We start from the raw sequence: 24,672 nt of genomic DNA, 5'->3' as shown, positions 1-24,672 counted from the left end.
AGGTTAGTACCGTGACACGGGTGGTGTCGTCTCGACTCGACGAGCGTCACGCGCCTCAGCATATGGTTTTATACGTCCGGATATGTCAGTCAGTGTCAATGCGACTCCGGAGCCAAACTCGACCGCTCGGCGGAGGTCGGCCCCGATGATGAACCGTGCGATCGTCGAGGCGACGGCGCTCGGTGTCCTCCTCGCGGCCTGCCTCGCGGTGTGGTGGGGGGCGCGCGGTCGCCGCGTGCTGAGCGACGGCGGTGTCGTCGAGCGGGAGTCGATCCGCAACGAGTTCGACCGACTCCAGCGGGCCGCGCTCCGGTGGCTCACGACGACCGACCACAAGGACGTCGGCCTGCTGTACATCGTCTTCGGCACCGTCGCTGGGGTGTGGGGCGGGATCGACGCCATGATGATGCGGACGGAACTCCTGACGCCGGCCGCGGACATCTGGACCCCGGAGACGTACAACGCGCTCTTTACGACCCACGGGCTGACGATGCTCATTTTCTTCGCCGCACCCGTCTTCTTCGGCATCGGGAACTACGTCCTTCCTCTCCTCTTGGGCGCGGACGACATGGCGTTCCCCCGGGTGAACGCCATCGGCTTCTGGCTCCTCCCACCGGCGCTGTTGCTCGCCCGGGCCGGGCTGTTCATCCAGGTTGGCGGCCAACTCCTGAACCTCGTCCTGCCCGCGGAGCCGATCCGCTTTCTCCTCACGGTTCGGGAGGTGGGCGTGGGGTGGACGCTGTACGCGCCGCTGTCGATCCAGTCGCCGAACCCACAGCTCGACCTGCTGCTTCTCGGCCTGCATCTGAGCGGGATCGCGACCACCATCGGCGCGATCAACTTCATCGCGACCGTCTTCTACGAGCGTGCCGACGACGTCACCTGGGCGTCGCTCGACATCTTCTCGTGGAACATGCTCGTCACCAGCGGCCTCGCGCTGTTCGCCTTCCCCCTCCTGGGCAGTGCGATCGTCATGCTGCTTCTCGACCGCAACTTCGGCACCACCTTCTTCACCAGCGACGGGGGTGGTGCCCTGCTGTGGCAACACCTGTTTTGGTTCTGGGGCCACCCCGAGGTGTACATCCTCTTCCTCCCCGCGACGGGGCTGATGAGCCTCCTCCTGCCCAAGTTCGTCGGCCGGAAGCTGTTCGGCTTCCGCGCCGTCGTCTACTCCACGCTCGGGCTGAGCGTGCTCTCGTTCGGTGTGTGGGCCCACCACATGTTCGTCACGGGGATCGATCCGCGGATCGGCGCGTCGTTCATGGCGGTCTCGATCGCCATCGCCGTGCCGAGTGCGATCAAGGTGTTCAACTGGCTCACGACGATGTGGGACGGCAACATCCGCATGACCGCGCCGCTGATCCTCTGTGCCGGCGGCATCGGCACGTTCATCATCGGCGGGGTCACCGGCGTCTTCCTGGCCGTGATCCCGATCGACATCCTCTACCACGGCACCTACTACGTGGTCGGCCACTTCCACCTCATCGTCGTCGGCATCATCCCCTTTATGATGATCGCGGCGAGCTACTACTGGTATCCGCTCATCACCGGCCGGTGGTACGACCGCCGGCTCGCCCGATTCCAGTCCGTGCTCCTCGTGTTCGGGGGCACGGTCGCGTTCATGACGCTGTTGGTCATCGGCGGGCTTGGCCTGCCCCGTCGACAGGCCATCTACCCGGCGGAGTTCCAACTGGCCCAGCAGATCGCCACCGTCGGTTCGTACGTCGTCGGCATCAGCGCGCTCCTCTGGCTGTACAACATGCTCGCGTCGTACTGGCAGGGAGACCGGGTGGAGAGCACCGACCCCTGGAACCTGAAGAAGACGAACCAGTTCACCAACGAGTGGCAGTGGTTCGAGGCGCGCATGGTTGACCGCTACGACATGACCCCGACCGAACCCGAGACCGTCCGCCGGTCGTACGCGCCGGAGGCCGAGGCGGCCAGTTCGCTCTCGTCGGGGGCGGTCGGCTCAACGTGGCGGATCGTCGCCTCGAACGCCTCGCTCGCGGCCATCGGCGGCTTCGTCGGCACCGTTCTCATGGCGGGCGGGCTCGGGACGGCGGCGCTCGTCGGCGTCTTCGACCTCGTCTCGCTCATCGAACTCGCCGAACTGGTCGGCCTGCCGCCGAACCCGATCCTGGGCGTCGGGCTGTTCCTCGTCGGCGGGACGGTCACCTGGCCGCTGTTGTTCCTCGCCTTCTCGGACTACCTCCCCGGTCGCATGCTGTTCGAGACGGGGCTCGTCTTCGCGACGATCATCTCCTCGGGGTTCATACTCGCGTTCTACACGGGACAGAGCGGCCTGGCGCTCGTCGGTTACCTCGCGTTCGTGCTCGTTGCGCACTGGGCGTACGGACTCGGACTGACCGTGACGTTCCGCTACCTCCAGACGCGACGGCGCGACCGGCTCGAGGCGGGTGACGCCTGATGGCCGACGACGATGACGACTCCGAGACCGGATCGTTGCTGTTCACGTACGTGGCCCCCTTCGTCGGCGTCCTGCTGATCGCGATCGGGATCGGCGGGGCCGTCCCCGGCGGCTACGCACTCATCCAGGACGAACTCCGTGACTGCGACGAGCCCACCATCGCGGTCGAGTCGCCCGAACGCGTCGCGGAACTCGTCGACGACGGCGGCCCGCGCGTGGCCACCCTCTCGTTCGCGGAGCTGAGCCCGGCCGAGCGGACGGCGTTCACCGAGGCGCTCGACGCCCCGCGCGGCGAGGCCCACGTCTACGGATCGTTCCCCAACCGCCCGGCGTTCGAGAACGGCACGGTCGTCACGTACGAGGGTTCGCGCTACTACGCGACGATCGTCGCGGAGAACACCTGCTTCCGGGCCCCGGCGCTCGGCTTCCCGCTCGGGCTGTTCGCCATCGGCCTCGGAACCGTCGCCGTGCTCACCCCGCCGGCCTACCGGAAGCTCGTCGCGCTCGAACGGCAGGCCGGCGAGAACGAGCGGTCGGAGTAACGAGGGCGAGGGCGGTCAGCCGACGACCGCGCCGACGTAGAGCACGGCGACGAGGAAGACCCAGACGACGTCGACGAAGTGCCAGTAGAGCGCGACCGTCCGGACGCCCGTGTCGCGGCCCTCGACGAACTGCCCCTGAAGCGCACGCACGAGCACGGTCCCGAGCATCACGACCCCGAGGGTCACGTGGAGCCCGTGCAGTCCCGTGAGCCCGAAGAAGGCGCTGGCGAAGACGCCGCTCGACAGAGCGAACTCCTCGTGGACGACGAACTCGTAGTACTCGTATATCTGCCCGGCGACGAAGACGACGCCGAGCCCGACCGTCACCGCGAGCCACCGGACGAACCGCCGCCGTCGGCCGGCTTCGAGCGCGCCGTGTGCGAGGTGGATCGTCCCGCTGCTCACGACCAACACGAGCGTGTTCGCGAGCACGAGCGACCCGACGAGCGGCGGCAACTCCCCCGGCGGCCACGAGCCCACCCGGACGAACGCGTAGTAGACGAACCCCGCCGCGAACGTCGCCACGTCGGAGACGAGAAAGAGGATCATCCCGCCCATGTAGATGCGCGAGCGGTCCGCCTGTGTGGCCCAGTAATCGGCCACGAACGCCTCGTACGCCCACCCCGCCAGGCCGACGAACAGCACCACAACGCCCACGCCGGCGAGACCGAGCAGTGGGAGCCGCGGGAGCAGCGATCCGCCGGCGAGCACCAGGCCACCGCCGCCGTACAGCGTCGCCGCGCCGACGGCGGCGACGATCGGCCACCGGCTGGCGTGGTGCGTCTGCCCGCCCTCGCCGTGCGTCGCTACGTCGGGTGTGCCGTCCATACCCGTCAGTGTGCGCGGCGTGACAAATATCCACGTGCCTCCGGCCGATCCGTGCCCTACCTGGTCAGTCCTCGGTCGGGACGACCCGCCACGTCGTGGCGTTCGCGTACCCCCACTCGTCGATGTCGACCGTGGTCGCCGACCGCCGAACCTCGGGCATGAGCGCGCCGATCTCCTTGGTCGAGAGCCCCACCTCGCTTGCGATGAACTTGCTCTTGAAGTAGAACTCTCCCTCTTCGGCGCGCCGGCGGAGGTACGACTCCAGCCGGTCCCGTTTGCTCGCCGTCGCCGACTCGGCTCGGCTCACCGACGCTCACCTCGCGGGCGTCGCGGCCGGCCGTGGGGGGCGTGGTGACGACCGAGCACCAGCGCGACGACGTTTACGAGCCACAGCGACAGGACGAGCGGCGACGACGGGGGGATCCCGTCGGCGACCAGCAGCGGGACGTGGACCAGTGGGAGGGCGATCGCGCTCCAGAAGGCACTCCACCGGACGAGTGCGATGCCCCGGTCGACCGACCGCGTCACCAGCGGGGAGGCGATGCGAGCGTACTCTGACATACCCACCCCTACTCGTGGCGGTCATCAAAAGGTACCTAAGGCTCAACGACCGATTTGTGTGAAACGCTGACACGCGGCCGCCGTCCCCCCACACGGCGTTCGTCCCCCCGCAGACCGGCTGGTCGGGGTGGTAAAACGGGGATGTACCGGCGCTGAGTCTCCTCGAGACCCGGTGGGCCGGCAGTCGTAGTCGGTTCGTTACTCGGGCTGCAGACGGGAGTGCGCACCGATGAGCGCGCCGGAGAGGTCGAGGTCCTCGACGTGCGTCTCCTCGTCGATGATGGAGTCACGGATGTCGGAGTCGACGACGGTCGCGTTGGGGAAGACGACCGAGCGGTCGATCGTCGAGTTCTCGATGTGTGCGCCGGCCATGACGTGGACGTTCTCGCCGAGTTCGGAGTTCTCGATGACCGCGTCGTCGTGGATGTAGTTGTCGCCTTCGAGGTAGCCGGCGACCGCTTCGAGGTACGACTCGGGCGTCCCGATGTCGTACCAGGCGGTGTCGAAGGTGAAGGCGAACACGTCCTCGCGCTCCTGGAGCCACTGGACGAACCAGCCGGGCTCGTCGGGGTTGTTGTCGTTCGAGAGGTACTCGTCGAACAGCGGGAGCGTGTCGGCGGGGTAGACGTAACACGCGATCGAGACGAGCGTGCTCGCGGGGTCCTCGGGCTTCTCCTGGAAGTTCACCACGCGGTCGCCCTCCAGTTCGACCAGCCCGTACGATTTGGCCTTCTCCTTCGAGCCGACGTCGTAGGCGACGAGCGACGGCGATTGCTTCTCCTCGAAGTAGTCGATGAAGTTCGATAGCCCGAAGCTGATGAGGTTGTCACCGGCGACGATGAGCAGGTCGTCGTCGACCTCTTCGCGGTCAATGAGCTGGGCCATCGCACCGACGACGCCGAACTTCTCGTCCTCGGCGACGGTCTCCTCGACAGAGAGCGTCGGCTTCTCGTAGTCGCTCTCGTCGATGAACGTCCGGAACTCGTCGGCGAAGTACTCGTTGGTGCTGACGAACACCTCGTCGACCCGCTCGTCCGCCTCCAGTTCCTCGAAGATGGTGTCGATGACCGTCCCGTCGCCGATCGGGAGGAACATCTTCGGTCGGTGCCTCGTGATCGGCCAGAGCCGTGTGGCGTACCCGCCTGCAAGGACGACTGCTTTCATGATCCGTCCATCACTTCTCTCCGGGGTGTTTTCGTCTTTGCTATGTTCTCCTGATACGTCTCGCCGTGCCGTTGCCCGGGGTAAGACGTTTGCCCGTCCGTCGCCGAGTCGGCGTATGCCCCCCGACACGACGCGACAACGCATCGCCGAGGAACTCCGAACCGAGCAGGCGACCGCGAGCGAGCTGTCGACCCGCGTCGGCGTCCCCGCCTCGACGGTGTACGACCACCTCCGACACGTCGCACGTTCGCTCGACGGCGACGACGAACGGTTCCTGGTCGCCCCGCCCGAGTGTCGCAACTGCGGGTTCAGCGCCTTCGACGACCCCGTGAACTACCCCTCGCGCTGTCCGGACTGCCGGAGCGAGGGGATCGAAGAGGCGGTGTTCAAGATCGAGTGACGACACGTCGACCGGGGTTTCGTGGGGACGAGAGCGTCCGACAGCATGGCCGTCGCCGACGGGGACCGTGGCGCGGGTTCGCTCATGCACCCGCGACGCTTCGAGTCTCCACGCTCCGCTCGTGATCTCCCCTCCAGCCGACTCGTCCACTCGCCACCCGCACACCGACCGGCACAGCCGTGTGGGGGTGGCGCGTGGCGTCGCAGTACTTCTCGTCCGCGACGCGCGCGAGGGGAGAGGAACGGAGCCGCGAGCGGAGCGGGCGGCGAGGACCGCAGCCGGCTGGGGAGGACGTGGCGTCGCCACTCTGGTGACCGCTCGGTCCGCACGCCTCTCGCCGTTCGGCGGTACTTTCTCGCTGGGATTCCTCGGCGCAGGAGTTCGACCACGAGCATCAACCGTCCCGACGAATCAGCGGAGCCCGCGAACCGCCACGTTTTATTCCCCCCCTCTGGTACCGACGGCATGGACCAGTTGCGGCAGTCGCTCCTCGACGCACCAATCATCGAGAAAGAGGAGTATCAGTACTTCGTCCACCCCATCAGCGACGGGGTCCCGATGCTCGAACCGGAGCTGCTCCGCGAGATCGTCATCCGGATCATCCGGAAGGCCGAGATCGAGGACGTCGACAAGATCGTCACGCCGGCGGCGATGGGCATCCACATCTCGACCGCGGTGTCGCTCATGACCGACATTCCCCTGGTGGTCATCCGCAAGCGGCAGTATGGCCTCGAAGGCGAGGTGTCGCTCCACCAGACGACGGGCTACTCCGACTCGGCGATGTACATCAACGACGTGTACGAGGGCGACAAGGTGCTCGTCCTCGACGACGTGCTCTCGACGGGCGGAACGATGACGGCGATCCTCGACGCGCTGTCGCACATCGGTGCCGAGGTCGTCGACGTGGTCGCCGTCATCAAGAAGGCGGGGCCGAACAAGCTCGACGACACCGACCACTCGGTCAAGACGCTCATCAACGTCACCGTCGAGGACGGCGAGGTCGTCATCGTCGACGAGCAGGGCGACGGCTGACCTGCGACACACGAGACACGTCACACGAGACTCGTTCGCGACGATCGGACGGGCGGTCGCCGACCCCGATGCGGCCTCCCGTCTTCACCCACGTACGACCCGGTGAGGTGGACGTTTTCACGCGACTGACTCACCCCACCGATGGATATTTACTTTGGAGGCTGTTTTCACACACCATGCCATCCGGCTCCGGCGGCGACGATCGCCCGGACGCCCTGTACCGGCCGGGTCGAAGGGACCTGTTGAAGATTCTCGGACTGGGGGGTGCAACCGCGCTTGCGGGCTGTTCGAGCAACCAGGGTGGCTCGACCTCGTCGGAAACCGATACTCAGGGCACCGGCAACGACTACGTGAGTGCCTCGTCGGTCGACGCCTCCTCGCTCAACTGGATCTCGATCGCCGACCAGACGTCGGGCAGTTTCATCGGGCTCACGCTCGACGCCACCTGGGTCATCACGCCCGAACAGGAGGTGTTCCCGCTCTGGGCCGACATCTCCACCGAGGACGGCCGCGTCTACGAGGTCCAGCTCCGCGACAACCTCCAGTGGGGTGCCGGCTACGGGCAGATGACCGCCGACGACTGGGTCTACCTGATCCAGGAGGTGTTTCAGGACCCGGACAACTGGTCGGGCTACCCAAACGCCGACGACTGGATCCGCGACGGCGAGCCCATTCCGGTCGAACAGACCGGCGACCTCACCTTCACGCTCTCGCTGCCGGAGGTCGACCCGTCGTTCCCGTTCAAACCGGTGTTGTGGGGACAGAACTGTATGCCCAGGGGGATCCTCGAGAAGTACGCTCCCTCGGGCGACGTGGAGGGGCTCCAGCAGGACGAGGAGGTCAACACGCTCGCGTACAGCGGCAACCTCGGGCCGTACAGCTACGAGACGTGGGACCGCGAGTCGCAGTTCGTCGTGACGCGCAACGAGGACTACTACATGCGGGAGCTGGCGCAGAACGGCGAACTCGACTTCTCGGGGCTCGGTGGCATCCCCGACGGCTTCGCCGACGAGTGGGCCGACGCGCCGTACTTCGACCGGCGGATCGTCCGGGTGATCAAAGAGGAGAGCGCTCGGCTCGGGGCGCTCCGTCGGGGCGACGTCACGACCGCCGGCATCCCACCGAACAAGGCGAACCAGTTCCAGGACCTCGAGGACGTCTACCTCAACGTCACGCCCCAGCCGTTCGTCGCGGTGCTCGCGTACAACCAGCGCGCGAACGGCTGGGAGCCGTTCCGGCGCAAGGCGGTCCGGCAGGCACTGGCGCACGCGGTGGACAAACAGTCCATCGCGGAGAACATCTACCGCGGCTACGCGCAGGTCGCTCAGACGATGCAGCCGAAGTGGACGAAGTGGTACGTCGGCGACCGGATCACCGACTACGGGGTCGGCGAGAGCTACGGCCCCGAGGTCACCCGACAGGCGCTCGCCGACGCGCTGTCCGACACCGACTACGGCTACGACGGCGACACGCTGCAGAACGGCGACGGCGAGCAGGTCCAGCTCTCGCTGTACTTCGACCAGGGCCAGCAGACCGAGCGGACGACGGCGGAGTTCATCGCCCAGGAGTTCCAGCAGAACGCGGGCATCGCGGTGGAGCTCAGCCCAACCTCGTCGTTCATCGAGAAGTTCGCCACTAACAGCCCGCCGGAAGGCGAGGAGGCACCGTGGACCGGCGGGCAGTTCAACGGCGGCCCGCGCGACGTCTCGACCAGTCCCGAGCCGTGGGACATGTCGGTGAACCTCGGATTCAACACGTACCCGTACACGCCGACGTCGTCGAAGGCGTTCTTCGAGGAGCGCGGCGGCATCAACTACTACGGCTACGTCCCCGAGCGCGATATCGCCGGGCTCTACGAGGAGGCCTCCCGGACGGTCGACGAGGACGAACGGCGGGAACTCCTCGGCCAGGCGTTCGGCTACATCAACGAGGAACAGCCCTTCGGCTTCGTGACGATGTCGTCGTCGATCGGCGGCTACCGCTCGCAGGTCGTGGGACCGATCGAGGACTTCGCAAGCGGCTGGGACGCCCAGACGTGGTACTTCGAGTGACAGTGCGAGAGGGCCGACGATGAGCATGCGGTGGTACGTCGTCCGCCGGCTGCTGTGGACCGTCGTGGCGACGTTCATCATCCTCTCCGTCACCTGGGGGCTGCTGGCGGCGACCCCGAACCAGCAGGCCGCCCAGCTCCAGTTTCAGGTGGCCCAGAGCGGTGGGGACGCCGAGGCTGCCGGGGAGGCGTTCCGACGGGCGCGAGGGCTCGATCGCCCCCTCTGGGAGCGGTACACGACGTACATGACGAACATGGTGACACTCAACTGGGGGTGGTCCGACAGCCGGTCGCAACCGGTGACCGAGGCGATCTGGGCGGCGCTCCCGTACACCGCCATCTACTCCGTCCCGACGACGATCCTCTCGATCCTCCTCGGCCTCTCCATCGGGCTGTACTCGGCGACGCACCAGTACACCAAAACCGACTACGCGGCGACGTTCTTCGCTTTCTTCGGCTTCGCGATCCCGAACTTCTGGTTCGGCATCATCCTCTTGCTGGTGTTCGGCGTCCAGTTGGGCTGGTTCCCGGTCGTCTTCGACCCCGACGTGCCCTTCTTCTCGCTGGCGATGGCCCGGCAGCTGGTCCTTCCGGTGATCGTCCTCACGACCGGCACCATCGCCGGCCTGATGCGCTACTCGCGCGCACGGACGCTGGAGTTCGTCCAGGCGGACTTCGTCAAGACCGCCCGCGCCAAGGGCGCGAGCGAGTGGCGTGTCCTCACCCGCCACATCCTCCGCCCGGCCTCCCCGCCGCTGGTGACGATCCTCATCTCCGACCTCCTGGGTATCTTCATCGCGGCGTCGTATCTCGTCGAGGTCGTCTTCGGCATCCCCGGCCTGGGACAGCTGTCGTTCCGGGCCATCATCGCACAGGACACCGCGTTGGTCCTGGGAACGGTGCTCATCGGCGTCTTCATCGCCATCGTCGGCAACCTGTTTCAGGACCTCGCGTACACCGTCCTCGACCCGAGAATCGACTACGGTGATCGCTGATGGCGACCGAGACCGACTCCCGACAGGGGTACGGCGGCGAGCGGGGTCCGACTTCCGAGACGTTCGAGGACATCGACTGGTCCGAGGACGGCGGCCGCGCGGTCCTCTCGCGGCGGGATCTCGGCATGCTCGGCGTCCTCGCGGCCCTCGGGGTCGCGCTCGCCTACGACTACCTCGTCGTCCCGCCGAACGCCGCCACGGTCGCGTTTGCGCTCCCACCGGGGATGCCGCTGTTCGGCGATCGCTTCGTCTGGGACGTCAGCCAGCTCGACTGGCTCTTCCTCCTCACCCTCGTCGCGATGGTGTTTTACGTGGCCCTCCCGCTCTCGGACAACCGCCGGCTCACGGCGTACTACTGGCGGCAGTTCCGGAAGAACCGCCTCGCCGTCGTGAGCCTCGCGTACCTCGTCGTCGTCTTCCTGATCGGCACGCTCGGCCCCGTGTTCATCCCCGCACCTGAACTCGCGCTCGCCCAGCAGTACCAGCCGCCGGTGTTCACTACCGTGGACTCGTCGGTCCCGATCCAGTGCGTCGGCGAGGCTTCGGGTGGTGTCTGTCACGGCTCGTTCGCCCACCCGCTGGGGACCACCTCCGACGGCAAGGACATCCTCGTGCTCGTGATCTACGGCATGCAGGTGAGCATGAAACTTGGGCTCATCACGACTCTGCTGGTGATCTCGATCGGCACCGCCGTCGGGACGGTCGCGGCGTACACGGGCGGGACGGTCGACGAGCTGTTGATGCGTTACGTCGACATCCAGCTCACCTTCCCGACGTTCCTCCTGTATCTCCTGCTCGTGTTCCTCTTCGGTGGCTCGCTGTTCATGTTCATCGTCCTCTTCGGGCTCACGTCGTGGGGCGGCATCGCCCGCCTCGTCCGGTCGGAGGCGCTCCAGCTCCGGGAGGAGGAGTACGTCCTCGCGGCGAAAAGTGCCGGCGCGGACGCCGCCTACGTCATCCGACGACACCTCGTCCCGAACGTCTCCTCGACGGTCATCACCGCCGCGACGCTCGCCATCCCGGGGTACATCCTCGCCGAGGCGGCGCTGTCGTTCCTCCAACTCGGCGACCCGACGATCCCCTCGTGGGGCCAGGTGATCGCCGCCGGCCGCTCCGATCTCGACACGGCGTGGTGGATCTCGACGTTCCCCGGCTTCTTCCTCTTTTTCACTATCCTCGCGTTCAACTTCATGGGCGACGCGCTCCGCGACGCGCTCGACCCGAGGGCCGACAGATGACCGGGGAGCCGCTGCTCGAAGTCGAGAGCCTCCACACGCGGTTCCGCACCGACGACGGCGTGGTCCGCGCGGTCGACGGAGTCTCCTTTACCGTCGACCGGGGAGAGACCGTCTGTCTCGTCGGCGAGTCCGGCTCCGGGAAGACGGTCGCCTCCGAGTCGATCACCCGGCTGATCCGCACTCCACCCGGGGAGATCGACGGCGAGATCCGCTTCGAGGGACGCGAACTCTCCACCATGTCGGACGAGGAACTCACCGCGGTTCGCGGGGGCGAGATCGCCCACGTCTTCCAGAACCCGCAGGGGGCGCTCAACCCCGTCTACACCGTCGGCTGGCAGCTCGTCGAGGCGGTCCGGCTCCACGATGACTGCTCGAAGCAGACGGCGAAAGAGCGGGCGCTCGAACTCCTCGACCGCGTCGGAATCCCGGACGCCACGTCGCGGTTCGACGACTACCCCCACGAGTTCTCCGGCGGCATGAAACAGCGGGTCGTCATCGCGATGGCGCTCGCCTCGAACCCCAAACTGCTGATCGCGGACGAGCCGACGACCGCCCTCGACGTGACGATCCAGGCACAGATCCTCCGGCTCCTCGTCGAACTGCAAGACGAGTTCGACATGAGCATCCTCCTCATCACCCACGACCTGGGCGTCGTCGCCGAGGTCGCCGACCGCGTCGTGGTCCTCTATGCGGGAAAAGTGATGGAGTCCGCCGGTGTCTACGACCTCTTCGACCACCCGTCTCACCCGTACACCCGCGCCCTGCTCGACTGCCTGCCCGGCCGCGGCGGGCGGATGCGCTCGATCGGTGGGACGTTGCCGGACCCGACGGAGCCGCCGCTTGGCTGTCGGTTCGCCGACCGCTGTCCGCACGCAGTCGACGCCTGCACCGAGGGCGACCAGCCGCCGCTGTACGAGGTCGGGGACGGCCACGGTGCCGGCGAGACGCACGCGGACACCGACCACGGGGTCTCCTGTGTCCACTTCGGCCCGGGCGGCGATCCGGGCGTGGTGCTCGGCGAGACGGACCCGGCCACGGGCACGGGACGGCCCACCGGGTCGGACACCGAGACAGGAACAGGGACAGGGACAGAGACTGGCACGGGGTCGCCCACGGGGGACGACGACTGATGCCCCTGCTCGACGTGCGGAACCTCGAGAAGCACTACCCGATCACCGAAGGTCTCCTGAAGACCGAGGTCGGACGGGTGCGGGCGGTCGATGGGGTCTCCTTTACGGTCGAGCGCGGCGAAACACTGGGGATCGTCGGCGAGTCGGGCTGTGGGAAGTCGACGGCGGCCACCTCGCTCCTCCGGCTCGAAGAGCCCACGGGCGGCCAGGTGCTGTTCGACGGCGAGGACATCACCGGCTACGACGACCGGGAGCTGAAGCGGTTCCGCCGGCGGGCGCAGATGATCTTCCAGGACCCGACGTCGAGCTTCGACCCCCGGATGTCGGTCGGCGAAGCGGTCGCGGAGCCGCTCGTGATCCACGGTATCCGCGGTCGCGAGCGCCGCCGCCGGATCGTCGCGGATCTCCTCGAACGCGTCGGCCTCTCGGCCGGCGACTTCGACCGCTACCCCCACGAGTTCTCCGGCGGGCAGCGCCAGCGGATCGCGCTCGCGCGGGCGCTCGTCGTCAACCCAGATCTCGTGGTCGCGGACGAGCCGACGAGCGCGCTCGACGTCTCGGTGCAGGCGGAGATCCTCACGCTCATTGAGCGCGTCCAGGACGCGTTCGGCCTCTCGATCGTCTTCATCAGCCACGACATGGGCGTCGTCCGCGAGGTGTGCGACCGCGTCGCGGTGATGTACCTCGGCGAGATTGTCGAGATCGGCTCCACCGCGGCGGTGTTCACCGACCCACAGCACCCCTACACGCGGGCGTTGCTGTCGTCGATCCCCGAGCCGGACCCCCGATCCCGCGGGCTGGGAACCGTTCTCAGCGGCGACGTCCCCAGCCCGTCTAACCCGCCGTCCGGCTGTCGGTTCCACACCCGCTGTCCCGAGATCGTCCCGCCCGACGACTACGACCTCGGGCGCGAGGAGTGGCGCGCGACGATGGACCTCCGGATCCGTCTCGGAGGGAACGGAATCGACGTCGACGCCGTCCGGGAGTTCGTCGCCGCCGAGGCCGGCGGTGTTGCCGACGCCGTCGGGGACGACCAGGTCGCCGCCGCGGTGCGCGCGGAGTTCGGTGTCCCGGAGACGCTGTCGGATTCGCGCGCCGAACGCGTGCTCCGCGACGCGCTCGACGACCTGGTCACGGGCGACCCCGCCGCGGCGCACGACCGACTGGTCAAGGCGTTCCCGACCGTCTGCGCGAACGAACGGCCCGCGCTCGGCCCGACCGGGGGAGAGAACGAGGCGGCCTGTCACCTCCACGACCCCGCCTACGCCCCGGCCGACGACCCGGGACGCGGTGGCGAGGCGGACACGAAAGCGCCGGGTGCCGACGAGTAGCTGATCGGCCCCGCTCGCGACCGCCCCGATTTCCGCGGCCCGGTCGCTTTTGCGCGTGGACCCCCTCGTTCGAGGCGATGACGAACGCGCTGTTCATCGTTACGGAGGAGGGGTACTGGGGAGAAGAGTGCATCGAGCCGCTGCAGACGCTCACCGACGCGGGCGTCGACTGCACGGTCGCGACGCCGACGGGGAACCCGCCGGTCGTCGACGAGCGCTCCGTCGACCCCGCCGAGGTGGGCGAGGAGTTGGCCACACGGGTGACGGAGTGCGACGCGAACGACGAGCGGCTGAACGACCCCGAGCCGCTGGCGTCGGTCGACGCATCGACGTACGACGCCGTCGTCTTCCCCGGGGGCCACGGCACCGAGTGGGACATCAACCAGGACCGTCACGCCCGTGCCGCACTGCGTGAGGCGATCGAGGGCAGCGGGAAGGCGCTCGTCGTCTGTCACGCGGTCGGCCTCCTCGCGTTCGCCCGCGACTCGGAGGGTGGTTTCCTCGCCGCCGGCCGGGACGTGACGGGCTTCCCGAACGCGTGGGAGGAGGGGATCGTCGACGACCTCGACCGGATGCCCGACGGCCGGAAGCTCCCGTACTGGGTCGAAGACGAGGTGAAGACTGTGGGCGCGAACTGGGACGCCGAACTCGACGCCGACACCTCCGTCACGGTCGACGGCGACCTCGTGACCGCACGCGGCCCGCCGTCGTCGCACGAGGCGGCGCTGACGCTTCTGGCGGAGCTGGACGTCGCAGCGCCGAGTGCCTGACGCGGGGGCACCACGGAGCACCGGGTGACGCCGTCGTGCCGGACCACTCCGTCTCGCGGAGCCGTGAACGACACGCCGACCGGAGTGGATCCCCCCGACGCTCCTCCCTCGGCAGCGGCGAGAACTGCACCCACTGTAGCCCCGATACCACGGGGAAAAGAAACGCTTTAATTGGTATGGGGGAACCCCTAGACAAGGTATCGATGTCAAGCGTTCACGCTCGGACTGCTGTCCGTTCACCGTGGAGGTGGTCCCGCTGACTGGCGCCCGGTTACTCGTTCCAGTCTCCAAGTCGAGCACCCTCCGGAACGCAGTCGCGTACGCCGTCCGGTACGCGCTCGAACGCGCGGACGAGACCGGCCAGGAGCCGTCAGTGCACTTCGTCTACCCGGTCTCTCAGCGCTCGATGTCCGGCGCGGAGACGGCCGAGTTCGAGGCGGCCCGGACTCTCCTCGACCGGGCCGTGGTCTGGGCCACCGAGGACTGCGGGGACGACGCCGACGCGGTCGCCATAGAGACGGCGCTGATCGGGGGGCGCGAGTACCTGTTCAGCCCGGGCGATTACGCCGACGTACTCGCCCGCTACGCTCGCGAGAACGACCTCGATCTCGCCGTTGTCGACCCTGGCTTTTCGCCGCTCGGCACGACGCCGCTGCTCCCCCCGCTCGAAAACGAGATGCGGCGGGCGGGCCTCGACATCCACGAAGCGCCGATCCAGCGAGAGCGGCGGAGCCCCCTGCTCGTCCGCTCCGGAACCATCACACAGTTCCTCGGCCTCTTCGCGGTCTCGTTCCTGTTCTACCTGCTCCTCGCAGGGTCGGTCGCGACGTTCGAGCTGGTGACGGGCGCGATCAGCGCGGCCGTCGTCGCCGTCGCGCTGTGGGGCGTGTCGCTCACCACGCCGATCCAGCCGCTCCGGACGATCCGACAGCTCGCCCGGTTCGGCCTCTACGTGCCGTACCTGCTGTGGGAGATCGCGAAGGCGAACGTCGATATCGCCTACGTCGTCCTCCACCCCTCCCTGCCGATCGACCCCGAGATGGTCGAGTTCGACGCCGCCGTCTGGTCGGCACTGCCGGTCACGACGCTCGCGAACAGCATCACGCTCACGCCGGGGACGCTGACCGTCGACGTCTCCCGGAGCCACTTCACCGTCCACACGCTCACTCCCAGCTCGCGCGAGGACCTCTTCGCCGGCTCGTTAGAGCGTGCCGTCCGGTTCGTGTTCTACGGGCGGGAGGTCGCACGCATCCCGAGCCCCCTCGAACGCCGCGAGGAGCAAGGTGAACGATGACGCTCGTCGGAGACGTCCTCGTCGCCGCGGCCGCGGCGTTCGTCGTCGCCTCGCTGGTCGGCGTCTACCGGATCGTCCGCGGACCGACGATGCCCGACCGGGTCATCGCCGTCAACGTCATCGGCTCCAACACCGTTATCATCATCGCGCTGCTCGCGGCCGCGATCGGCGAGCCGGGCGCGCTCGACATCGCGCTCGTCTACGCGCTGTTGAACTTCGTGTTGTCAATCGCCATCTCGAAGTTCTCCGTCGAACGCGGGGGGGTGCTCTGAGCGATGACGCCGCAGGAGATCGCCGTCGTGATCCTCGCCGTCGGCGGCGTCTTCTTCGCCGCCGTCGCGGCCATCGGGCTCGTCCGCCTGCCCGACCTCTACACCCGCGCCCACGCGACCTCGAAGAGCGAGACGCTCGGGGCGGTGCTGGCGCTCGCGGCCGTCGCGCTCGTCGTCGACACGGGCCTGTCGACGGTGAAAGCCGCACTGTTACTGTTGTTCATGTTCCTCACGAACCCGACCGCCGCCCACGCGATCACCCGGGCCGCCGCCGAACAGGGTATCGAGCCGTGGACTACGGACGCCGACTCCGAGACGGAGACCGAACCCGAGACGGGGACCGACACCGGGTCCGACTCCGCGACCGGAACGCCGGCGGGGGAGGTGACTGAGTCGTGATCACGCCGCTGGAGATCGGGCTGTTCGTGTTCGTCCTCGGCTGTGCGGTCGCGGCCGCGCTGCTCCGTGACGTGCTCGGTTCGATCATCGCGTTCAGCGCGTACAGCCTCGGGATCGCCATCATCTGGGTGTTCCTGCGAGCGCCCGACGTGGGGCTCACGGAAGCCGCGGTCGGGGCCGGGGTGATGACGATCCTCTTCCTCCTGACCATCGCGAAGACCGTCCGCCCAGCCGGCGAACAGACGTTCGAGCGCGTCGACCTCCCCGCAGCCGGCGTGGCCGTCACCCTCGTCGCCGTGCTCTCGACGACGCTCCTCGCGCTCCCGGCGGTCGGTTCCGACGACTCTGCGGTCGCGACCGACGAGGTGACGGCCTACTACCTCGCCAACGCCTACTCCGAAGCTGGCGTCGAGAACGCCGTCACCGCCGTGTTGGCGGCGTACCGCGGGTTCGACACACTCGGGGAGGCCGTCGTCGTCTACGCGGCCGGCGTCGGGCTGTTGCTCGTCCTCAACCGGGAGGTGTTCGGATGAGCGACGCTGAGGGACGCGCCGACGACTCCGCCGGGAACGACGCGATCAGCCCGTACGTCGAGAGTCCGATCATCATGACGACGGTCCGCGTCATCACGCCGTTCGTCTTCACGTTCGGGCTGTTCGTGATGTTCCACGGCGCGGACTCCTCGGGCGGCGGCTTCCAGGGGGGTGTCATCGTCGGGACGGTCGTCCTCATGCTCGGGCTGGCGTTCGGCATCGAAACGACGCGGCGGTGGGTCGGGCCGAAGCTCCCGGCCGCGCTCGTCGGGTTCGGCGTCCTCGTGTTCCTCCTGATCGGCTTCGGCTCCGTCCTGCTCGGGGGGGACTTCCTGCAGTACACCACCTACGGGATCAAGGACGCCTCGAAGTACGGGATCGAACTCGTCGAACTCGCTATCGGGCTCATCGTCGCAGGGGTCGTCACCGGCCTCCTGTTCGTCATCGCCGCCGGCTCGCGGGGCGACGAACACGAGTACGAGAACGAACACGACCGCGAACGCGGGGGTGACGCCGCGTGATCGACCTCGTCGTCGACCGCCTCTACTACCTCGTCGCCTTCCTGCTGTTGGGCGTCGGGACGTACACGATGATCGGGAGCCAGAACCTCGTCAAGAAGGTAATCGGGATGAACGTGTTCCAGACCGGTATCTTCCTCTTTTTCATCGTGACCGCGTTCGTCGAGGGGGGGAGTCCGCCGCTGTTGACCGCTCCCGAGCCGTACGTCAGCCCGCTTCCGCACGTGTTGATCCTTACCGCCATCGTCGTCGGCGTGAGCCTCACCGCCGTCGCGCTCGGGCTGATCGTCCGCATCTACGGGGAGTACGGCACGCTGACCGAGGAGGGGATCCAGAAGGTGATCGCCGATGAATGACCTCCCCGCCCTCCTGGTCGCACTCCCGATCCTGGGCTCCGTCGTGGTGTTGCTCGTCGGGCTCGTCCGCTCGGAGACCGGTTGGCCTATCGCGGTCGTCGCGTCGGCAGTCCAGACCGCCGCGGCCGTCACGCTCGCCGTCGACGCGTTCGGCAGCGAGCCGGTCCGGTACGTCGTCGGCGGCTTCACCGCACCCTTCGGCATCGAACTCGTCGTGGACGGGTTGTCGGCCACGATGGCCGTCCTCGTCGCCGTGGTCGCGCTCGGCGTCCTCGGCTACGCCCGACGTGCGGGCCCCCGGTCGAACGCCTTCTACGCGACGTACCTGCTGTTGGTCGCCGGGTTGACGGGAATGAGCATCACTGGCGACGTGTTCAACATGTACGTCTTCTTAGAGATCACCGGCCTCGCGGCGTACGCACTCGTCGCGAGCGGCGAGGGGGGTCGCTCCGCCCGCGCCGCGCTGAAGTACCTCCTCGTCGGGACCGTGGGGGCGTCGCTGTTCCTCCTCGGGATCGGCTACGCGTACGTCGCGACGGGGACGCTCAACATGGCCGACCTCTCGGCGCAGCTCGCGGCGGTTGGGTACACGTCGACGCTCGTCCGCGCGTCGTTCGGGCTGCTCGTCGTCGGCCTCTTCGTCAAGATCGCCGTCTTCCCCGTCCACACGTGGCAGCCGGCCGCGTACGCCGGGGCCCCCGACACGGTGAGCGGGCTCATCTCGGCGCTCGTCTCGACGGTCGCGGCGTACGCGCTGATCCGCATCGTGTTCACGGTGTTCACCGTCGACTTCCTCGCGGCGAACGAGTTCGCACGGACCGTCCTCGTCGCTGGGGCCGTGGTGAGCATCGTCCTCGGCAGCGTCCTCGCGGTGACCCAACGCGAGATCAAGCGGATGCTGGCGTACTCGTCGGTCTCGCAGTTCGGCCTCGTCGTCGGTGCCATCGCGGTGGCCAACGGCACGGCCCTGACGGGCGCGATGATCCACCTCGTCGGCCACGCCATCATGAAGGGCGGGCTGTTCCTGACGAGCGGGCTGATCGCCGAGGAGACCGGCGCGCGAACCGTCGACGCCTACGAGGGGCTGGCCGAACGCACGTCGATCGGCGCGGCCGCCTTCGGCGTCCTCGCGCTCGCGATGGTCGGCGTGCCGCCCGCGGTCGGCTTCGTCGGCAAGTGGTACATCGCACTGGGCGCGGTCGAGGGACGCGCGTGGCCGCTCGCGGTCGTCATCCTCGTGAGCACGCTATTGACGCTCGCGTACTTCGCGCGGATCCTCGAACGGATCTACTTCCGCGAGTCGACGGGGTCGACCGCCGGGGCTGACACCGATGTGGACGCCGACAGCGGGTCGCAGACCCGGACCGCCGTCGCCGACGGGATCGGGACGGACCCCGTCACCGAGCCCTCGGCGGTGTCGACCGGGATGCGGGCGACGGTGCTGGCGGCGGCCGTCCTGGCGGTCGTCCTCGGCGTCTCCGCGTTCGAGTACGGACAGCTCCTCGAACCGACTATCCAACGACTTCTCGCATGACTGAAATCACGTCTCTCAGACCGCTCGCCGCGGTGCTCGTCTCGGCAGTGATCATCCTCCCGATCCTCGCGTCGCGCGGACGGCCGAACCTGCGGGAGGCCTGGACCGTTCTCGCGGCCGTGACGAAACTCGGCCTCGTCGCCAGCATGGTCCCCGGCGTCCTCGCCGGCGACGTGTACGTGACGAACCTCGGGACGTTCGTCCCCGGGGTGGACTTCGCGCTCCGGGCCGACCCGCTGGGGATCCTCTTCGGCCTGCTCGCGAGCCTCCTGTGGCTCGTGACGAGCTTCTACAGCATGGGGTACATGCGCGGTCTCGACGAGCACGCCCAGACGCGGTACTTCGCGGCGTTCGCGGGGAGCCTCTCGGCCGCCGTCGGGGTCGCGTTCGCCTCGAACCTGCTCGTGCTGTTCGTCTTCTACGAACTGCTCACGGTCGCGACGTACCCGCTCGTCACGCACGACGAGACGGACGAGGCGCGGGCGGCCGGCCGGAAGTATCTCGCGTACACGTTCGGCGGCGGCGTCGCGGTCCTCGCGGGGGCGCTCCTCGTCTTCTGGCTCACGGGATCGGGTGGGGCCCCGGGGACGACGGCGTTCGCTCCCGGCGGGATCGCCGCGCTGTCGACGGCCGACCCGACGTTCGCCCGCGCCGCGTTCGCGCTGTTGGTCGTGGGGTTCGGCGTGAAGGCCGCACTCATGCCCCTGCACTCGTGGCTGCCGGACGCGATGGTCGCACCGACGCCCGTCTCCGGGCTCCTGCACGCGGTCGCGGTCGTCAAGTCCGGCGTGTTCGGCATCGCGCGCGTGATCCTCGACGTGTTCGGCCCCGACCTCGTCGCCGACCTCGGCGTCGGCGTCGTGCTGGCGACCGTCGCGGCGTTCACGCTCGTCGCCGCGAGCGTCATCGCGCTCCGACAGGACAACCTCAAGCGTCGGCTCGCCTTTTCGACGGTGAGTCAGCTGTCGTACATCGTGCTCGGACTGGCGGTGCTCGACCCGTTCTCGCTGGTCGGCGGACTCCTCCACATCCCCGCCCACGCGTTCATGAAGCTCACCCTCTTTTTTTGTGCCGGCGCGCTTCACGTCGAGACCCACACCGACGACATCAGCAACATGGCGGGGATCGGCAGACGGATGCCGCTGACGATGACCGCCTTCGGCGTCGCCGCGTTGGGGATGGCCGGCATCCCGCTGATCGCGGGCTTCGTCAGCAAGTACTTCCTGCTCATCGGGACGGTGTCGGCCGGCGACGTCGTGTTCACTGCCGCGCTGTTAGTCTCGGGCGTCCTCAACATCGCGTACTTCTGGCCGGTCGTGTACACGGCCTTTTTCGAGTCGCCCGGCCACTCGGACCCGAAACCCATCGTCGAGAACACGCTCGGCGGCCGCTACGGCACGTCCGAGGCGGCGGCCGACGGCGGCGCTCCGTCCGACGACGAGCACGACTCCGACGCCCTCCGGGACGATCACGGCTACGCCGCGGACCACGAGGGACAGGGTGCGATCGACGAGGCGGAGGCCGCAGCACAGATCGACGCCAGCCACGGACACGACGCGAGCCCCGCGTGGGAACACCGCGCGTGGAACGGGGCGGAGTCGACCTGGTTCATGCTCGGACCGATCCTCTTCGCGGCGACCGGGTCGATCGTGCTCGGTATCGTCCCTGACGCCGCCGTCTTCCTGCGGATCGTCAGGCTCATCGTCGCCGGCGCGACGGGGGTGACCGTCTGATGGTCGCGATCGAGCCGCTCGTCCCGCCGTTCGTGCCGGTGTTGCTGGCGGCGCTCGTGATCCCGTTCCTCGGTCGGCGGGCCGCCCACCTCCTCGGCATCGTCGCGACGGGCGTCGTCGTCCCGTACGTCTGGTTCACACCCGAGGGAGCGCACCTCCCGGTCGCGCTGTTCGGGTTCGACGCGGTGCTGTACAACGTCGACCCGTTCTCGACGCTGATGGGGCTCGTCTTCGGCTTCATTGGGGCGGTTGCCGTGCTCTACTCGTGGTACTCGGAGGCAGCGCCGATCCAGACCGCCTTCGCGCTCTCGTACGTCGGGACGAGCCTCGGGGCGGTCTTCGGCGGCGACTGGCTGACGCTCGTCTTCTTCTGGGAGCTCATGGCGGTCACCAGTACGCTGCTCGTCTGGTACTACGGCGGGCGAGCGGTGCGGGCGGGCTACCGGTACGCCCTGCTGCACGGCGTCGGCGGGACGCTCCTCCTCGGTGCCGTCGTCTGGCACTACGTCGAGGTCGGGTCGTTCCTGTTCACCGCGGCCGACGGCGGGATGGCGGGGCCCGTCGCGCCCGTCCTCGCGGCGGTCGGCATCGGGGTCAACGTCGGCTTCGTCGGCCTCCACGCCTGGCTGCCGGACACGTATCCGCGGCCGCACATCGCAGCGAGCGTCTTCCTCTGCGTGTTCACGACGAAGACGGGCGTCTACGGCATGTACCGGGCGTTCCCCGAGGGGCAACTCGCGATCGCGTACATGGGCGGGATCATGGCCGTCTTCGGGGCGACGATGGCGCTGTTCCAGAACGACATGCGGCGGCTGCTCTCGTACCACATCCAGTCGCAGGTCGGCTACATGATCGCCGGCGTCGGCATCGGCACGACGCTGGCACAGGCCGGCGCGTTCGCCCACGTGTTCAACCACATCCTCTACAAGGGGCTGTTGTTCATGACCGCCGGCGTCGTCATCTACCGGACGGGGACCGAGAGCCTCAAGAAGCTCGGCGGACTTGGCCGTGAGATGCCGCTGACCGCGGTCGCGTTCGTCGTCGCCGCGCTCTCCATCGCGGGCTTCCCGCTGTTCAACGGCTTCGTCAGCAAGGGGATCGTCATCTCGGCCAGCCACTACGACTTCGCCGACGGGCCCCTCGCGTTCGGCGGCCGCACCACCCTCGAGTGGCTCCTCCTCGTCGGGGGCGTCGGGACGTTCATGTCGTTCATCAAGTTCGGCTACTACGCGTTCTTCCACGGCGAGTACGACGAGAGCGTCGCCGACGCCAACGTCGGGCAGTCGATCGCGATGGTCGGGGTCGCCGCGCTCTGTGTGTTCTACGGCGTCTTCGACTCGGCGCTGTTCGCGCTGCTCCCGTACGACGTGACCACCGAACCGATCGTCTCGCACGCCTACACCACGTACACCGTCGGCCACATCGTCGAGGGAGTCGCCCTCGCCGTCGTCGGGCTCGTGGGGTTCGTCCTCGTCAAGAAGCCACTGTCCGCGGTGGGGCGGGTCCCCGACATCGACGACCTGTACAACCCCGCCGTGCTGTACGGTACCCGGCTCCTCGTCGTCGGGACGACGGAGCTGTACGCCGCAGTGGACCGGGCCGCGGTGACGCTGACCCGCGTTGCGAACAGCGTCGTCACCGACCCTCGCTCGACGATCGGGCGGGTCACCGGCCGGGTGCCGACGCGGCTGAGCGCCGACATCGGGACGAGCATCGTGCTCGTGACGCTCGTCGTCGTGGCGACGGTCGCCGTGTTGCTGATGTGAGCGACGCGGCACGGCACCTCCACGGCGGCCCGACGGGGGCAGTCACCGCCGTTCGTCGCCCGGCGACCGGACCCGGACCCGAACCCGAACCCTGAATATCCTCGCGTGGCATCTCTCAGTGATGGACGACGACTGGTTCGACGACTCCGAGAGCCTGTATCCGGACGGGATGGACGGGCCGACGATCGAGGCTCCGTCGGTCGACGTCCCGACGGCGGCCGGGGACATCTTCCAGCAGTCGAAGGTCGCGCAACTGTTCGTCCTCCACGTGTTCGTCTGGAACGCCGTCGTCCTGCTCGTGAGCCTCGGTGCGATGTTGATCTATTTCCGCAACGACTGGACGACGGGTAGCCGGCTGCTCGTCGCCGGCGGTGTCCTGACCGCCTACGGGCTCTACCGGTGGCCCCGCGGGACCGACGAGAGCGACACCGACGTCGAGGACGCCGACGTGGATAACGCAGACGTGGATAACGCAGCGGACGACGAGAGCGACGGTGATAGAGAGGGTCCCGATGCCGACGGCGATGCCCCGATCGAGCCCTGACCCTCACGCCGCGTCACGGCTCGTCGTCCCCGGTCACGTCCTCCGTGAGGACGCCGACCAGTTCGTCGGCGATCCGCTCTCCGAGCGCCAGCTTCGACCCCACGAACGTGTCGGACGACGCTCCCGAGACGACGAGCGCCCGCGTCTCCTCGGTGCCCATCACGCTCGCGTCGTTGGCGACGACGAACGCGAGGTCGGCCCGCGACATGATCCGTCTCGCCTCCCGCGCCATGGCCTCGTCGTCGCCCGACGTCTCGGCTTTGAAGCCGACGATCGGCAGCGCCGGGTCATCGTCGCGGACGCGGTCGATGAGCTTCGGCGTCGGCCGGAGGTCGAGCGTTCGCGGCTCGCCCGAGCGGATCTTCTCCGCGCTCGCGTCGACGGTGAAGTCCGAGATGGCCGCCGCCGACAGGAGGGCGTCGGCGTCGTCGCAGGCGGCGCGCGTCGCCGCCAGCATCTCCGCGCCGGTCTCGACCCACTCCGTGTCGGCGTAGTGCGTGTCGACGTCGGGTCTCGAACTCCCCGTCCCGTGGACGAGCGTGACGTCGGCCCCCTGCACGTGACAGGCGCGGGCGAGCGCCCGACCCGTCCGCCCCGACGAGCGGTTCGTCAGCACGCGGACCGGGTCGAGCGGCTCGGCGGTCGCTCCCGCGGTGACGACGACGTGCCGGCCGTCGAGTCCGCCCCCCGAGACCGCCCGCGCGACGCCCGTCACGATCGCCGCCTCGGTGGCGATCTTCGCCTTGCCCTCCTCCAGCCGGGGGTCGACAAACGCGACCCCCCACTCTTCCAACTGGGCCAGCGCGTCGAGCACGCCCGGGTGGTCGTACATGGGCTCGTGCATCGCGGGCGCACACACCACGGGGACGTCCGCGCCGAGCGCCGTCGTCGCACACGTCGTCACGGGCGTGTCGTCGACCGCGCCGGCGATCTTGCCGACCGTGTTCGCCGTCGCGGGCGCGAGCAGGAGGACGTCGGCCCACCCCTCCCGGCCGCAGAGGTCGACGTGCTCGACGCGGCCGGTGATCTCCGTCACGACGTCGCGCTCGGTGGCGAACTCTAGCGCCCACGGGTGGATGATGCCCTGCGCCGCCGGGGTCATCACGCCGCGGACCGCGGCCCCGTGTCGCCGGAGTTCGTGGGCGAGTTCGACGACTTTCACCGCCGCGATGGACCCCGAGACCCCGAGCGCGACGTTGACTCCTTCGAGCATGCGGCCACGTTGGGCCGGTGGCGAGTAAAAGCCGCCCGGTG

At 68.4% G+C, this 24,672-nt stretch carries 25 protein-coding genes; 20 read left to right on the top strand and 5 right to left on the bottom strand.

Translation table 11 applies throughout. The features are described from left to right. The first annotated feature begins 145 nt into the window (after window positions 1-145). Window positions 146-2,428 carry a DUF6789 family protein gene (locus NKJ07_RS09290; RefSeq protein ID WP_318570304.1) on the top strand — a complete coding sequence of 761 codons (2,283 nt, stop codon included), beginning with the start codon at window positions 146-148 and terminating at the stop codon, window positions 2,426-2,428. After that, complete coding sequence (locus NKJ07_RS09285) at window positions 2,428-2,970, top strand: DUF7979 domain-containing protein (RefSeq protein WP_318570303.1); 543 nt, start codon at window positions 2,428-2,430, stop codon at window positions 2,968-2,970. Before NKJ07_RS09290 ends, NKJ07_RS09285 begins: the two co-directional genes overlap by 1 nt. A gap of 15 nt (window positions 2,971-2,985) precedes the next feature. Here NKJ07_RS09285 and NKJ07_RS09280 read toward each other — a convergent pair whose 3' ends face one another. From NKJ07_RS09280 to NKJ07_RS09265, 4 genes are all read right to left on the bottom strand, one after another. Then, window positions 2,986-3,798: a cytochrome c oxidase subunit 3 gene (locus NKJ07_RS09280; protein WP_318570302.1), complete on the bottom strand. Its 813-nt coding sequence runs from the start codon at window positions 3,796-3,798 to the stop codon at window positions 2,986-2,988. A gap of 64 nt (window positions 3,799-3,862) precedes the next feature. Then, window positions 3,863-4,105, bottom strand: coding sequence for a DUF7123 family protein (locus tag NKJ07_RS09275; RefSeq protein ID WP_318570301.1), 243 nt, complete (start codon window positions 4,103-4,105; stop codon window positions 3,863-3,865). Further along, entirely contained in the window at window positions 4,102-4,359 is a 258-nt protein-coding gene (locus NKJ07_RS09270) for a DUF8028 family protein (RefSeq protein WP_318570300.1), read from the bottom strand. The genes NKJ07_RS09275 and NKJ07_RS09270 overlap by 4 nt, the downstream gene beginning before the upstream one ends. Window positions 4,360-4,557: 198 nt before the next feature. Then, complete coding sequence (locus NKJ07_RS09265; RefSeq protein WP_318570299.1) at window positions 4,558-5,523, bottom strand: nucleotidyltransferase family protein; 966 nt, start codon at window positions 5,521-5,523, stop codon at window positions 4,558-4,560. A gap of 115 nt (window positions 5,524-5,638) precedes the next feature. Between NKJ07_RS09265 and NKJ07_RS09260 the strand changes: the two genes are divergently transcribed. The 18 genes from NKJ07_RS09260 to NKJ07_RS09175 all read left to right on the top strand — a co-directional run bounded on the left by NKJ07_RS09260 (window position 5,639) and on the right by NKJ07_RS09175 (window position 23,418). Beyond that, window positions 5,639-5,923 carry a transcriptional regulator gene (locus NKJ07_RS09260; protein WP_318570298.1) on the top strand — a complete coding sequence of 95 codons (285 nt, stop codon included), beginning with the start codon at window positions 5,639-5,641 and terminating at the stop codon, window positions 5,921-5,923. 465 nt (window positions 5,924-6,388) lie between these two features. Further along, a complete protein-coding gene (gene hpt, locus NKJ07_RS09255; protein WP_318570297.1) occupies window positions 6,389-6,955 on the top strand; it encodes a hypoxanthine/guanine phosphoribosyltransferase in 567 nt (188 codons plus the stop codon). Between the two features lie 176 nt (window positions 6,956-7,131). Continuing rightward, complete coding sequence (locus NKJ07_RS09250) at window positions 7,132-9,006, top strand: ABC transporter substrate-binding protein (protein ID WP_318570296.1); 1,875 nt, start codon at window positions 7,132-7,134, stop codon at window positions 9,004-9,006. Window positions 9,007-9,031: 25 nt separating this feature from the next. After that, a complete protein-coding gene (locus tag NKJ07_RS09245) occupies window positions 9,032-10,000 on the top strand; it encodes an ABC transporter permease (RefSeq protein ID WP_425504755.1) in 969 nt (322 codons plus the stop codon). Further along, entirely contained in the window at window positions 10,000-11,238 is a 1,239-nt protein-coding gene (locus NKJ07_RS09240; RefSeq protein ID WP_318570294.1) for an ABC transporter permease, read from the top strand. Before NKJ07_RS09245 ends, NKJ07_RS09240 begins: the two co-directional genes overlap by 1 nt. Beyond that, window positions 11,235-12,368 carry an ABC transporter ATP-binding protein gene (locus NKJ07_RS09235; RefSeq protein WP_318570293.1) on the top strand — a complete coding sequence of 378 codons (1,134 nt, stop codon included), beginning with the start codon at window positions 11,235-11,237 and terminating at the stop codon, window positions 12,366-12,368. The genes NKJ07_RS09240 and NKJ07_RS09235 overlap by 4 nt, the downstream gene beginning before the upstream one ends. After that, entirely contained in the window at window positions 12,368-13,699 is a 1,332-nt protein-coding gene (locus NKJ07_RS09230) for an ABC transporter ATP-binding protein (protein WP_318570292.1), read from the top strand. Before NKJ07_RS09235 ends, NKJ07_RS09230 begins: the two co-directional genes overlap by 1 nt. 77 nt (window positions 13,700-13,776) lie before the next feature. Beyond that, window positions 13,777-14,469: a type 1 glutamine amidotransferase domain-containing protein gene (locus tag NKJ07_RS09225; RefSeq protein WP_318570291.1), complete on the top strand. Its 693-nt coding sequence runs from the start codon at window positions 13,777-13,779 to the stop codon at window positions 14,467-14,469. 247 nt (window positions 14,470-14,716) lie between these two features. Next, complete coding sequence (locus NKJ07_RS09220) at window positions 14,717-15,763, top strand: monovalent cation/H+ antiporter subunit E (RefSeq protein WP_318570290.1); 1,047 nt, start codon at window positions 14,717-14,719, stop codon at window positions 15,761-15,763. Further along, window positions 15,760-16,035: a cation:proton antiporter gene (locus tag NKJ07_RS09215; RefSeq protein ID WP_318570289.1), complete on the top strand. Its 276-nt coding sequence runs from the start codon at window positions 15,760-15,762 to the stop codon at window positions 16,033-16,035. Before NKJ07_RS09220 ends, NKJ07_RS09215 begins: the two co-directional genes overlap by 4 nt. A 3-nt stretch (window positions 16,036-16,038) precedes the next feature. Then, window positions 16,039-16,434: a monovalent cation/H(+) antiporter subunit G gene (gene mnhG, locus NKJ07_RS09210; protein ID WP_318570288.1), complete on the top strand. Its 396-nt coding sequence runs from the start codon at window positions 16,039-16,041 to the stop codon at window positions 16,432-16,434. Continuing rightward, a complete protein-coding gene (locus NKJ07_RS09205) occupies window positions 16,431-16,967 on the top strand; it encodes a DUF4040 domain-containing protein (RefSeq protein ID WP_425504741.1) in 537 nt (178 codons plus the stop codon). The genes mnhG and NKJ07_RS09205 overlap by 4 nt, the downstream gene beginning before the upstream one ends. Beyond that, window positions 16,964-17,488, top strand: coding sequence for an MnhB domain-containing protein (locus NKJ07_RS09200; RefSeq protein ID WP_318570287.1), 525 nt, complete (start codon window positions 16,964-16,966; stop codon window positions 17,486-17,488). Before NKJ07_RS09205 ends, NKJ07_RS09200 begins: the two co-directional genes overlap by 4 nt. Further along, a complete protein-coding gene (locus tag NKJ07_RS09195) occupies window positions 17,485-17,841 on the top strand; it encodes a cation:proton antiporter subunit C (RefSeq protein WP_318570286.1) in 357 nt (118 codons plus the stop codon). Before NKJ07_RS09200 ends, NKJ07_RS09195 begins: the two co-directional genes overlap by 4 nt. After that, a complete protein-coding gene (locus tag NKJ07_RS09190) occupies window positions 17,834-19,375 on the top strand; it encodes a monovalent cation/H+ antiporter subunit D family protein (RefSeq protein ID WP_318570285.1) in 1,542 nt (513 codons plus the stop codon). The genes NKJ07_RS09195 and NKJ07_RS09190 overlap by 8 nt, the downstream gene beginning before the upstream one ends. Then, the gene (locus NKJ07_RS09185) at window positions 19,372-21,108 is read left to right on the top strand and encodes a cation:proton antiporter (protein ID WP_318570284.1); all 1,737 of its coding nucleotides are present in this window, start codon (window positions 19,372-19,374) and stop codon (window positions 21,106-21,108) included. Before NKJ07_RS09190 ends, NKJ07_RS09185 begins: the two co-directional genes overlap by 4 nt. Then, a complete protein-coding gene (locus NKJ07_RS09180; RefSeq protein ID WP_318570283.1) occupies window positions 21,108-22,874 on the top strand; it encodes a Na(+)/H(+) antiporter subunit D in 1,767 nt (588 codons plus the stop codon). The genes NKJ07_RS09185 and NKJ07_RS09180 overlap by 1 nt, the downstream gene beginning before the upstream one ends. Window positions 22,875-22,995: 121 nt before the next feature. Further along, window positions 22,996-23,418, top strand: coding sequence for a DUF7322 domain-containing protein (locus NKJ07_RS09175; RefSeq protein ID WP_318570282.1), 423 nt, complete (start codon window positions 22,996-22,998; stop codon window positions 23,416-23,418). Between the two features lie 13 nt (window positions 23,419-23,431). Here the strand turns inward: NKJ07_RS09175 and coaBC are convergent, their stop codons facing one another. Continuing rightward, entirely contained in the window at window positions 23,432-24,631 is a 1,200-nt protein-coding gene (gene coaBC, locus NKJ07_RS09170) for a bifunctional phosphopantothenoylcysteine decarboxylase/phosphopantothenate--cysteine ligase CoaBC (protein ID WP_318570281.1), read from the bottom strand. Window positions 24,632-24,672 lie beyond the last annotated feature (41 nt).

Source organism: Salinigranum marinum (assembly GCF_024228675.1).
In the GTDB taxonomy this organism is placed as follows: Archaea; Halobacteriota; Halobacteria; order Halobacteriales; family Haloferacaceae; genus Salinigranum; species Salinigranum marinum.
Note: the sequence above shows the minus strand (reverse complement) of the source record. Positions and strands in the feature narration are given on the sequence as shown.